15 protein-coding genes are annotated in these 11,240 nt (G+C 68.7%); 14 read left to right on the top strand and 1 reads right to left on the bottom strand.

The genetic code is table 11. The features are described from left to right. Positions 1-22: 22 nt before the first annotated feature. The 11 genes from secY (at position 23) to truA (ending at position 8,159) form a co-directional block, all read left to right on the top strand. The gene (gene secY / locus J2W45_RS08970; protein WP_115697821.1) at positions 23-1,345 is read left to right on the top strand and encodes a preprotein translocase subunit SecY; all 1,323 of its coding nucleotides are present in this window, start codon (positions 23-25) and stop codon (positions 1,343-1,345) included. Then, positions 1,342-1,956 (top strand): adenylate kinase, encoded by a 615-nt coding sequence (locus tag J2W45_RS08965; RefSeq protein ID WP_310130936.1) that lies wholly within the window; start codon positions 1,342-1,344, stop codon positions 1,954-1,956. The genes secY and J2W45_RS08965 overlap by 4 nt, the downstream gene beginning before the upstream one ends. 2 nt (positions 1,957-1,958) lie before the next feature. After that, positions 1,959-2,789: a type I methionyl aminopeptidase gene (gene map, locus J2W45_RS08960; protein ID WP_310130935.1), complete on the top strand. Its 831-nt coding sequence runs from the start codon at positions 1,959-1,961 to the stop codon at positions 2,787-2,789. Positions 2,790-2,968: 179 nt separating this feature from the next. Next, the gene (gene infA, locus J2W45_RS08955) at positions 2,969-3,190 is read left to right on the top strand and encodes a translation initiation factor IF-1 (protein WP_011186713.1); all 222 of its coding nucleotides are present in this window, start codon (positions 2,969-2,971) and stop codon (positions 3,188-3,190) included. A gap of 82 nt (positions 3,191-3,272) precedes the next feature. Next, on the top strand, positions 3,273-3,386 hold the full coding sequence (rpmJ, locus tag J2W45_RS08950) for a 50S ribosomal protein L36 (protein ID WP_011186712.1): 114 nt from the start codon (positions 3,273-3,275) through the stop codon (positions 3,384-3,386). Positions 3,387-3,535: 149 nt separating this feature from the next. Beyond that, positions 3,536-3,910 carry a 30S ribosomal protein S13 gene (gene rpsM / locus J2W45_RS08945; RefSeq protein ID WP_018191945.1) on the top strand — a complete coding sequence of 125 codons (375 nt, stop codon included), beginning with the start codon at positions 3,536-3,538 and terminating at the stop codon, positions 3,908-3,910. A gap of 38 nt (positions 3,911-3,948) precedes the next feature. Continuing rightward, positions 3,949-4,347: a 30S ribosomal protein S11 gene (gene rpsK, locus J2W45_RS08940; protein WP_018191944.1), complete on the top strand. Its 399-nt coding sequence runs from the start codon at positions 3,949-3,951 to the stop codon at positions 4,345-4,347. Positions 4,348-4,468: 121 nt separating this feature from the next. Beyond that, on the top strand, positions 4,469-5,467 hold the full coding sequence (locus J2W45_RS08935; protein WP_018191943.1) for a DNA-directed RNA polymerase subunit alpha: 999 nt from the start codon (positions 4,469-4,471) through the stop codon (positions 5,465-5,467). Between the two features lie 54 nt (positions 5,468-5,521). Further along, complete coding sequence (gene rplQ / locus J2W45_RS08930; RefSeq protein ID WP_310130928.1) at positions 5,522-6,094, top strand: 50S ribosomal protein L17; 573 nt, start codon at positions 5,522-5,524, stop codon at positions 6,092-6,094. Positions 6,095-6,259: 165 nt separating this feature from the next. Continuing rightward, on the top strand, positions 6,260-7,285 hold the full coding sequence (locus J2W45_RS08925) for a GNAT family N-acetyltransferase (RefSeq protein WP_310130926.1): 1,026 nt from the start codon (positions 6,260-6,262) through the stop codon (positions 7,283-7,285). After that, complete coding sequence (gene truA, locus J2W45_RS08920; protein ID WP_310130924.1) at positions 7,275-8,159, top strand: tRNA pseudouridine(38-40) synthase TruA; 885 nt, start codon at positions 7,275-7,277, stop codon at positions 8,157-8,159. The genes J2W45_RS08925 and truA overlap by 11 nt, the downstream gene beginning before the upstream one ends. A 23-nt stretch (positions 8,160-8,182) precedes the next feature. Here the strand turns inward: truA and J2W45_RS08915 are convergent, their stop codons facing one another. Beyond that, positions 8,183-9,022 carry a helix-turn-helix transcriptional regulator gene (locus tag J2W45_RS08915; RefSeq protein ID WP_310130922.1) on the bottom strand — a complete coding sequence of 280 codons (840 nt, stop codon included), beginning with the start codon at positions 9,020-9,022 and terminating at the stop codon, positions 8,183-8,185. Between the two features lie 105 nt (positions 9,023-9,127). Here J2W45_RS08915 and J2W45_RS08910 point away from each other — a divergent pair, with 105 nt between their 5' ends. The 3 genes from J2W45_RS08910 to rpsI all read left to right on the top strand — a co-directional run bounded on the left by J2W45_RS08910 (position 9,128) and on the right by rpsI (position 11,232). Continuing rightward, on the top strand, positions 9,128-10,066 hold the full coding sequence (locus tag J2W45_RS08910) for an SDR family oxidoreductase (RefSeq protein ID WP_310130918.1): 939 nt from the start codon (positions 9,128-9,130) through the stop codon (positions 10,064-10,066). Between the two features lie 170 nt (positions 10,067-10,236). Continuing rightward, the gene (gene rplM, locus J2W45_RS08905) at positions 10,237-10,683 is read left to right on the top strand and encodes a 50S ribosomal protein L13 (RefSeq protein WP_310130916.1); all 447 of its coding nucleotides are present in this window, start codon (positions 10,237-10,239) and stop codon (positions 10,681-10,683) included. Positions 10,684-10,734: 51 nt separating this feature from the next. Further along, positions 10,735-11,232: a 30S ribosomal protein S9 gene (gene rpsI / locus J2W45_RS08900; RefSeq protein WP_310130914.1), complete on the top strand. Its 498-nt coding sequence runs from the start codon at positions 10,735-10,737 to the stop codon at positions 11,230-11,232. The last annotated feature ends 8 nt before the right edge of the window (positions 11,233-11,240 follow it).

Below are 11,240 nucleotides of genomic sequence, written 5' to 3'. Positions count from 1 at the left end.
CTTAGGAAAGCAGGACGCAGGTTTGTTTAGCGCCGTTGCGCGGATCTTCCGCACCCCGGATCTTCGCCGGAAGATCTTCTTCACCCTGGGCATCATCGCCCTCTTCCGGTTGGGCTCCTTCATCCCTGCGCCGTTCGTCGACTTCGGTAACGTCCAGACCTGTCTGAACGCCAACCAGGACACGTCCGGCCTCTACTCGCTGGTGAACCTGTTCTCCGGCGGCGCGCTCCTCAAGCTCTCGATCTTCGCGCTCGGCATCATGCCGTACATCACCGCGTCGATCATCGTGCAGCTGCTGCGCGTGGTCATCCCGCGCTTCGAGACCCTCTACAAGGAGGGCCAGGCGGGCCAGGCCAAGCTGACGCAGTACACGCGCTACCTCACAATCGCGCTGGGCGTCCTGCAGTCCACCACCCTCATCACCGTCGCCCGCAGCGGCGCACTGTTCGGCACCACCGCCGTCTCGCAGTGCACGCAGCTCATCACGGACGACTCGTGGTACGCGATCATGCTGATGGTCATCACGATGACCGCCGGTACCGGCCTCATCATGTGGATGGGCGAGCTCGTCACCGAGCGCGGCATCGGCAACGGCATGTCGCTCCTCATCTTCACCTCGATCGCCGCGCAGTTCCCGTCCTCGCTCTGGGCGGTCGGCCAGTCGCAGGGCATCGAGATCCTCCTGGTCGTGATCGCGATCGGACTGCTCATCGTCATGGGCGTCGTCTTCGTCGAGCAGTCGCAGCGGCGCATCCCCGTGCAGTACGCGAAGCGCATGGTCGGCCGGCGGACGTACGGCGGCAACAACACGTACATCCCGATCAAGGTCAACATGGCCGGCGTCGTGCCCGTCATCTTCGCCTCGTCGCTGCTGTACCTGCCCGCCCTGATCGCGCAGTTCAACCAGCCCGCCGCGGGCAAGGCCCCGGCGCCGTGGGTGACCTGGATCACCAACTACCTGACCAAGGGCGACCACCCGCTCTACATGCTCCTGTACTTCCTCCTGATCGTGGGCTTCACGTACTTCTACGTGGCCATCACCTTCAACCCGGAGGAGGTCGCGGACAACATGAAGAAGTACGGCGGCTTCATCCCCGGCATCCGCGCGGGCCGCCCGACGGCCGAGTACCTCGACTACGTGCTCACCCGCGTGACGCTGCCCGGCTCGTTCTACCTCGGCATCATCGCGCTGATCCCATTGGTCGCCTTCGCCTTGATCGGTGCGAGCCAGAACTTCATGTTCGGCGGTACGTCCATCCTGATCATCGTCGGTGTGGGACTGGAGACGGTCAAGCAGATCGACTCCCAGCTCCAGCAGCGGCATTACGAAGGGCTTCTGCGTTGACCCGAATGCTGATCGTCGGTCCCCCCGGAGCGGGCAAAGGCACCCAGGCCGCCCGCATCACCACCGCATACGGGATCCCCGACATCTCCACGGGCGACATCTTCCGGGCCAACATCAAGAACGAGACCGAGCTCGGCAAGCAGGTCAAGGCCATCGTGGATGCGGGCGACTACGTTCCCGACAGCCTCACCAACCAGCTGGTCGCCGACCGCCTGGGCGAAGAGGATGCGGCCGGCGGCTTCCTGCTCGACGGCTACCCGCGGACGCTGGCTCAGGTCGAGTACCTGGACGAGCTGCTGGCCGGCCAGGGCGAGAAGCTCGACGCCGTCATCCAGCTGACCGCCGATCAGGACGAGATCGTGGAGCGCCTCAGCAAGCGCGCCCACGAGCAGGGCCGCGCCGACGACTCGGAGGAGGCGATCCGCCACCGCCAGCAGGTGTACCTGCGCGAGACGTCCCCGCTGATCGACGTGTACCGCGAGCGCGGTCTCCTCGTCCCCGTCGACGGCCTCGGCGGGATCGACGAGGTGGCCGAGCGCATCGCCGCGGCGCTGGCCGAGCGGGGCATCCTCCCCGTCGCCGGCGCCTCGACGGGCGAGTCCGTGGCCTGACGGTGGTCTTCAAGAAGTCGATCTACAAGACGCCCGCTCAGTTGCGCGACATGGTCGCGCCGGGGCTGGCGACCGCCGCCTCCCTTGAGAGCGTCGCCGCGGCAGTGGCGGCGGGCGTCTCGACCCTCGAGCTGGACGCGATCGCGGAGCGTGCGATCGTCGACGCCGGGGGAGCGTCCAACTTCAAGCTGGAGCCTGGATACCACCACACGATCTGCGCGTCGGTCAACGACGAGGTCGTGCACGGCATCCCGAGCGGGCGCATCCTGGAACCGGGCGACATCCTCTCGGTGGACAGCGGCGCGATCCTGAACGGCTGGAACGGGGATGCGGCGCGCACGTTCGTGCTGCCGGACCCCGCGCATCCCGAGACCGTGGCCGAGCGGCAGCGACTTTCGGACGTGACCGAGCAGTCGCTCTGGCGCGGCATCGCCACGCTCGCTTCGGCCCGCTACCTCAACGAGGTGGGGGAGGCGATCGAGGACCACATCATGACGCAGGGCGACTACGGCATCCTCACCGATTACATCGGCCACGGCATCGGCCGGCGGATGCACGAGGAGCCCCCGGTCTTCAACTACCGCGTGCGCGCGAAGGGCCCGGAGATCAAGCCCGGACTCGTCGTCGCCATCGAGCCGATGGTCGTCCTCGGCTCCCAGGAGACCTACGTCAAGGACGACGGCTGGACCGTCGCTACGGAGGACTCGTCGGCCGCAGCGCACTGGGAGCACAGCGTCGCCGTGCACGCGGACGGCATCTGGGTGCTGACCGCCCGCGACGGCGGAGCGGCCGGGCTGGCGCCGTTCGGCGTGACTCCGACCCCCATCCCGTGACCCGCCGGAGCCGTCTCGACGCGGGTTCGCTCAGAGCGCGCGCAGATGATACACGCGGATTGGCGGAATCGCTCCCTTTCCCATAAGATAGATCCTTGGTGTCTTAGGCACGTTTCAGACGAGCCTTCCGCCGATCAACGCACGACCAGCAAACCACTACTTTTAGCGACAGTGAGGCTATGGCCAAAAAAGACGGTGTCATCGAGATCGAAGGATCCGTGATCGAAGCTCTGCCCAACGCGATGTTCCGCGTCGAGCTGACGAACGGTCACAAGGTTCTTGCCCACATCTCCGGCAAGATGCGCCAGCACTACATCCGCATCCTCCCCGAGGACCGCGTGATCGTGGAGCTGAGCCCCTACGATCTGACCCGCGGCCGGATCGTCTACCGCTACAAGTAAAGGTCTGCTGTAAGTAACGGCCTCGCCCAACGGGTCGCCCCGGGCGAGGTACGAGGACAGCGAACAAAGGTTAGAAACACTCATGAAGGTCAACCCCTCCGTCAAGAAGATCTGCGACAAGTGCAAGGTCATCCGTCGCAACGGCCGGGTCATGGTCATCTGCGAGAACCCGCGTCACAAGCAGCGCCAGGGCTGAGCGAACGCGGCTGAACGCAGTCACAACCGAATAGAAGAACAGGCGATCCCAGAACCCGCATCCGGAGACGGATGCGGGGGACACCCTCGGAGGAGGCCGGGGCACCGGGATCGCTGCAGACCTCCACTCATCACAGGAGAAGCCAACACATGGCACGTCTAGCAGGCGTCGACATCCCGCGCGAGAAGCGCGTGGAGGTCGCACTCACCTACATCTACGGAGTCGGCCGCACCCGCGCCCTCCAGACACTGCGCGAGACCGAGATCTCGGGCGACATCCGCGTCAAGGACCTGACCGACGAGCAGCTCGTCGCTCTCCGCGACTACATCGAGGGCAACTTCAAGGTGGAGGGCGACCTGCGCCGCGAGGTGGCCGCCGACATCCGCCGCAAGGTCGAGATCGGCAGCTACGAGGGCATCCGCCACCGCAAGGGCCTCCCGGTCCGCGGCCAGCGCACCAAGACCAACGCTCGTACCCGCAAGGGTCCGAAGCGCACCGTGGCCGGCAAGAAGAAGGCGCGCTAAGGCCCGCGGCCCCACGCTCTTAGGATTCAGGAGAAGAAATGGCAGCACCCAAGTCGGCCGCTCGCAAGCCGCGCAAGAAGGAAAAGAAGAACATCGCTGTGGGCCAGGCCCACATCAAGAGCACGTTCAACAACACGATCGTCTCGATCACCGACACCACCGGTGCGGTCATCAGCTGGGCCTCGTCCGGCGGCGTCGGGTTCAAGGGCTCCCGCAAGTCGACCCCGTTCGCGGCGCAGCTCGCCGCCGAGTCGGCTGCGCGTCAGGCGCAGGAGCACGGCATGAAGAAGGTCGACGTCTTCGTCAAGGGCCCGGGTTCGGGTCGCGAGACGGCGATCCGCTCCCTCCAGGCCGCAGGCCTCGAGGTCGGCTCGATCAACGACGTCACCCCGCAGGCGCACAACGGTTGCCGCCCGCCCAAGCGCCGTCGCGTCTAAGCAGTTCTCTTCAGTCCGCCGCAGGCGGCGACTCCACCGGGTCGCCGCCTGACGGCGTGACACCCCCACCTCAGTAGAAGCGAATGTCATATAGCGGACATTCAGCCGAAAGGAATCAATAGTGCTCATTGCACAGCGTCCTACGCTCACCGAAGAGAACATCTCCGAGTTCCGCTCGCGGTTCGTCATCGAGCCGCTGGAGCCCGGCTTCGGATACACCCTCGGCAACTCCCTGCGCCGCACCCTGCTCTCCTCCATCCCCGGCGCCGCGGTCACCAGCATCCGCATCGACGGTGTGCTGCACGAGTTCAGCACCGTGCCGGGCGTGAAGGAGGACGTGACCGAGATCATCCTGAACATCAAGGGTCTGGTGGTCTCGAGCGAGCACGACGAGCCGATCACCGCGTACCTCCGCAAGACGGGCGCCGGTCAGGTCACCGCCGCCGACATCTCGGCCCCGGCCGGTGTGGAGATCCACAACCCCGAGCTCGTCATCGCGACGCTCAACGACAAGGCGAAGTTCGAGGTCGAGCTGACCATCGAGCGCGGCCGCGGCTACGTCTCGGCGCAGCAGAACCGCAACGAGTACAGCGAGGCGGGCCAGATCCCGATCGACTCGATCTACTCGCCCGTCCTCAAGGTCACCTACCGTGTCGAGGCCACCCGTGCCGGTGAGCGCACCGACTTCGACCGTCTGGTCGTCGACGTGGAGACCAAGCCCGCGATCAGCCCGCGCGACGCCATCGCCTCGGCCGGCCGCACCCTGGTCGAGCTGTTCGGTCTGGCCCGCGAGCTCAACAGCGCAGCCGAGGGCATCGAGATCGGCCCGGCTCCGGTCGACGCCGTCCTCAGCTCCGAGCTGTCGATGCCGATCGAGGACCTCGACCTGTCGGTCCGTTCGTACAACTGCCTCAAGCGCGAGGGCATCAACACCGTGAGCGAGCTCGTCTCGCTGTCGGAGACGCAGCTCATGAACATCCGCAACTTCGGTCAGAAGTCGGTGGATGAGGTCAAGGACAAGCTGACGGAGATGGGCCTGTCGCTGAAGGACTCGGTCCCCGGGTTCGACGGCGCCCACTTCTACAGCGGCTACGACGAGGACGAGTCCACCACCATCTGAGGCTCGTCGTCCGACTCAGCCATCAGACCTTTTCAACACTGGAGATAACCGATCATGCCTAAGCCCACCAAGGGCCCCCGCCTCGGGGGCGGCCCGGCGCACGAGCGCCTGCTGCTCGCGAACCTGGCCGCTGCGCTCTTCACCCACAAGAGCATCAAGACCACCGAGACCAAGGCGAAGCGCCTCCGTCCCGTGGCCGAGCGCCTGATCACGTTCGCGAAGCGCGGCGACCTGCACGCCCGCCGTCGCGTGCTCGCCGTGATCAGCGACAAGTCCGTCGTGCACGAGCTCTTCACGGAGATCGCGCCGCTGGTCGCCGAGCGTGAGGGCGGCTACACCCGCATCACGAAGCTCGGCTTCCGCAAGGGCGACAACGCCCCGATGGCTCAGATCGAGCTCGTCCTCGAGCCGGTCACCCCGAAGGTGAAGTCGACCAAGACCTCCGCCGCCCCCAAGGCCGCGCCGGCCGAGGAGACCTCGACCGAGGAGACCGCGACCGAGGAGACCCCGGTCGAGGAGACCAGCACCGAGACCGCGGCCGCCGAGGCCGAGGTCGCGGAGGACGCCACCGCCGACACCGAGGTTGCCGGCGAGTCCGACGCCGAGACCGAGGCGGAGAAGGCGTAACACCCTCCCGTTCCGAACGAAGGCCCCGCATCCCCGGATGCGGGGCCTTCGTCGTTCCGCCGGCATTGAGGGGTCGCAACACGCCGTTCTGGCCGCCGGATAACCGCGTGTTGCGACCCTTGGATGGGCGGGCGCGGGTGGGAGCCGAGGCTCTAGGGTGAAGGGATGACCGACGACACCCTGCCGCCGCTCCGCGAGCGGGTCACCGCGCCGCCGACCTACCGCCCGCAGCATCCCCTCATCGCCGACTGGCGTCCCGCCACGGCGGCGGACGTCGACGCCGTGCACGAGGTGTACCGGGCGATCGCCGTCCAGGACCACCCGAACTATGTCGCCACCCGCGAGGAGGTCGAGGAGGAGCTCGGCTACAGCTTCGTCGACCTCGAGGCCGACACGCTGCTCGCGGTCACCGCGGACGGACGCGTCGTCGCGGTCGGGGTCGTCATGGAACCGCCCCGGCAGGAGACGCTGGTGCGGGAGTTCATGAACGGCGGCGTGCATCCTGAGTTCCGGGGACAGGGGATCGGGCGCGAGCTGCTCGCCTGGCAGCGCGCCCGCGGCGAGCAGAAGCTCGCCGCCTCGGAGAAGACGCTGCCCGGCTGGCTCGTCGGCTACGCGGACCGCCGGGCGCCCGACCGTGAGCGGCTGCTGCTGGCCGGCGGGTTCGAGGTGGCGCGCTACTTCCGCACCATGGAGCGCGACCTGCGGGACCCCATCCCCGACGTCTCTCCGACGGTGGATGTGCGGATCGTGCCGTACACGAGCGAGCTGGCCGATGCCGTCCACGTGGCGCGCGACGACGCCTTCCGCGACCACTGGGGCAGCCAGCCGCTCAGCGACGAGCAGTTCGCCGGACTGGTCTCGGGCGTCTTCGTACCGGAGCTCTCCTTCGTGGCGCTGGCGGGCGACGAGGTCGCCGGCGTGCTGCTCACCGACGTGAACGAGGACGACTGGGAGGGGCAGGGCTTCACCGGCGCGTACGTGTCGACCGTGGCGGTGACGCGGCCGTACCGCGGTCGCCGTATCGCACCGACACTGCTGCGCAGCGTGCTCGAGGCGTGCGCCGCGCGCGGCTGGGACAAGGTGGTGCTCGACGTGGACGCCGAGAACCCGACCGGTGCGCTGGGCCTGTACACCGGGATGGGCTTCGTCACCACGCAGGCCGAGACGGGTCTGGTCCGTGCCTACTGACGCGGCCGCGCCTCGGCTGGCGCGCCGCTACCGGCTCGACATCGCGTACCAGGGCACCGACTTCAACGGCTGGGGGCGTCAGCCCGGGCTGCGGACGGTGCAGGGGACGCTGGAGGACGCGCTGGCGACGATCTTCCGCCGGGCGGGGGAGCCTCCGCTGCTCACGGTCGCGGGACGCACCGACGCCGGGGTCCATGCCGTCGGCCAGGTGGCGCACATCGATCTCACCCCGGAGCAGGAGGCTGTGCTGCGCAAACCGCACGGCAAGCGGCCGCCGCTCTCGGCGGAGGAGGCGCTGGGCCGCCGGCTCAACGGCATCCTCGGCCCGGTCTCCGACGTCGTGGTGCTCGCCGCGACCGTCGCGCCCGACGGGTTCGACGCCCGGTTCTCGGCGCTCTGGCGCCGCTACGAGTACCGGGTCGCCGACCGTCTCGCGCTGCGCGACCCGCTGCAGCGCCACCGCACGGCGTGGGTGTCGTCGGATCTCGACGTCGCCCGCATGGACATGGCCTCGCACGGACTCCTCGGACTGCACGACTTCGCCAGCTACTGCAAGGCGCGGGAGGGCGCGACGACCATCCGGACGTTGCAGGCCTTCTCGTGGAGCAGGGATGCCGAGGGCGTGCTGATCGCCGACCTGACCGCCGACGCGTTCTGCCACAGCATGGTCCGCGCCCTGGTCGGCGCGTGCGTCGAGGTGGGGGAGGGCAAGCTGGAGCCGGGCGCCCTGGTCGCCCTGCGCGACGAGCGCCGCCGGACCAGCGCGTTCAAGGTCATGCCCGCCCGCGGTCTCACCCTGCTGGAGGTCGGCTACCCGGAGGGCGCGGAGCTGGCCCTCCGGGCTGAGAGGACTCGCGCGATACGGGAGCTCTAGCGTCCAACCCGGCGACGCGACCCTCAGCGCAGTGCCTGGGCCCCGATGACCGACAGCAGTCGCAGCTTCTCCGCGGACTCACTGCCCGGGATCGCCGTGTAGACCAGCAGCGAGTGCGCGTGACCCGGGTCGACGAGCTGCTGGCAGTGGAGTTCGAGCTCCCCGACCTCCGGGTGCGCGAAATGTTTGACCTCCTTCGGCCGGAGCCCGACCTCGTGCGCCGCCCAGAGCGTCCGGAACTCGGCGCTGCGGTCGAGGATGTACTCCGCCAGGGCGGCCGCTCGTGAGCCGGGGCCACGGGCCGTCACGATCTCGCGCAGGCCGGAGGCGAACATCCGGCTCAGGAAGTCGTGGTCGCGCGGCGCGTACAGACGGCGTGAGGCGGGATCGGTGAACCATCGCACCCCGAGACTGCGCTCCGGACCGCGGAGCGACGCCGTGTCGCCCGTCAGTGCCACGCCCATCCGGCTCTGCCGCAGCGTCTCTCCCAGTTCGGTCACGATCTCGGCCGGGGTGTCGTCGAGCCGGTCGAGCACGCGCAGCAGGCCGGGGCTCACGTGCTCGCTCTCGGAGCCCTGCGCCGGCGGGGTGTGACCGGCGAGACGGAACAGGTGATCGCGCTCGGCATGGGAGAGATGCAGCCCCTGTGCGATGGATGCGAGCATCTGCTCGGACGGCTGAGGACCCCGTTCCCGCTCCAGACGGGCGTAGTAGTCGACGGACATGTGGGCCAGTGCCGCCACTTCCTCGCGCCGCAGCCCGGACGTGCGGCGACGGCTGCCGCGGGGGAGACCCACGTCCTCCGGCTGCAGCAGGTCGCGCCGCGTCCGGAGGAATTCGGCGAGTCCGATGCGATCGATCACCTCTCATGTCTACCGTCTGGCGCTCTCCGTAACCACGGATCGCCGGGCCGTGGCTACGGCGGACCGGAGCGTCCAGGGTGGAGTCACCGAACGAAGGAGAACACCGTGGCACGCACGATCGACATCCACATCCCACCGCTCACCGGCAGGCGGGCCGTCGTCACGGGGGCCAGCGACGGTATGGGAACGGTCATCGCGGCACGGCTCGCGCAGGCCGGCGCGGAGGTGGTCCTGCCCGTGCGCAACCGCGCGAAGGGGGCTGCGGCGGCGGATCGGATCCGTTCGGCCGTCCCGGATGCGGACCTGGTGCTGCGCGACCTCGACCTCGCCTCGCTCGACTCGGTCGCCGCCTTCGGCGAGGGGATGCGATCGGACGGCCGCCCGGTCCACATCCTCATCAACAACGCCGGGCTGATGACGCCGCCGGAGCGCCGCACCACGGTGGACGGGTTCGAGCTGCAGTGGGGCACCAACCACCTCGGCCATGTCGCGCTCGTCGGGGCACTCTTCCCGCTGCTCCGGGACGGGCGCGCACGGGTCACCTCGCAGGTGAGCGTCGCAGCGCGCAGGGGCGCGATCGACTGGGACGACCTCGCCGGCGAGCGTCGGTACCGCGCCCAAGCGGCCTACAGCGCCTCGAAGATCGCGCTCGGCCTGTTCGGGCTCGAGCTGGACCGCCGCAGCGCCGCGGACGGCTGGGGGATCAGCAGCAACCTCGCGCACCCCGGGGTCGCGCCGACCAACCTGCTCGCAGCGCAGCCCGGGTACGGGCGCGCGGCGGACACCGGCGCCGTCCGCCTCATCCGCCGACTGTCCGCGCGCGGCATCCTGGTCGGCACCCCGGAGACCGCCGCGCTGCCCGCGCTGCTCGCTGCGACCGGACCGGATGCGGAAGGTGGCCGGATGTACGGTCCCAGCGGACCGGGTCACCTCGGCGGGGCACCGGCGGAGCAGACCCTGTACCCGCCGCTCCGCGATACCGTGGAGGCTGCCCGGGTGTGGGAGGTCGCCGAGCAGCAGGTGGGCCTTTCCCTCCCGGTTTGACCGGGTACTCCCGGCTCACGTAGTATTGACCTTTGGTGTCCGGGCCCCCTGCGGCCGGACGCACGAACGTGAGCCCTCCACCGGTCCGGTTCTCTCGCCATCGGCGTGCGAACCCCCAACGGAGCGGGATTCACGAACACCTCCGTTCGAGACAGAAAGCAGCCACTACTGTGACGCGCACCTATTCCCCGAAGGCAGACGAGATCCAGCGCGACTGGGTCGTCATCGACGCGACCGATGTCGTGCTCGGCCGTCTCGCCAGCCACACCGCCGCGCTGCTGCGCGGCAAGCACAAGCCGACCTTCGCTCCGCACATGGACATGGGCGACTTCGTCATCATCGTCAACGCCGACAAGGTCGCGCTGACCGGTCAGAAGGCTCTGCAGAAGAAGGCCTACCGCCACTCGGGCTACCCGGGCGGCCTCAAGGCCACCACCTACTCCGAGCTCCTCGAGAAGAACCCGATCCGCGCCGTCGAGAAGGCCGTCCGCGGCATGCTCCCGAAGAACTCCATCGGTCGCGCCCAGCTCCGCAAGCTGAAGGTCTACACCGGAAGCGAGCACCCGCACGCCGCTCAGCAGCCGAAGCAGTACACGCTCGGCCAGGTCGCCCAGTAACGCCGGCGACGCAGACCTTCAGACTTCAAGAGACAAAGGATTATCACCACCGTGGCGAAGATCGCAGACAGCATCGACACTGCCCAGGCCGAGAACGTCGAGTCCTACTCGACCGAGACTCCGGCCTCTGAGGCCCCGGCCGCCCCGCGCGCCGTCCTCTCCGTCCCCGGCGCGGCCGTCGGCCGCCGCAAGGAGGCCATCGCGCGCGTGCGCCTGGTCCCGGGTTCCGGCACCCTCACGGTCAACGGCCGTGAGTTCGCGGACTACTTCCCGAACAAGCTGCACCAGCAGCTCATCACCGACCCGTTCAAGGTGCTCGACCTCGTCGGCTCCTACGACGTGGTCGCCCGCATCACCGGCGGCGGCCCCTCCGGCCAGGCGGGCGCCCTGCGCCTCGCCATCGCGCGCGCTCTCAACGAGATCGACCGCGAGAACAACCGCCCGACCCTCAAGAAGGCCGGCTTCCTGACCCGCGACGCTCGCGTCACCGAGCGCAAGAAGGCCGGTCTCAAGAAGGCCCGCAAGGCGTCGCAGTTCTCCAAGCGTTGACGCTCGCG

This window comes from Leifsonia shinshuensis (genome assembly GCF_031456835.1).
GTDB classification, from domain to species: domain Bacteria; phylum Actinomycetota; class Actinomycetes; order Actinomycetales; family Microbacteriaceae; genus Leifsonia; species Leifsonia shinshuensis_C.
The sequence above is the reverse complement of the archived record's forward strand: the minus strand, read 5'-3'. Positions and strand labels throughout refer to the sequence as shown.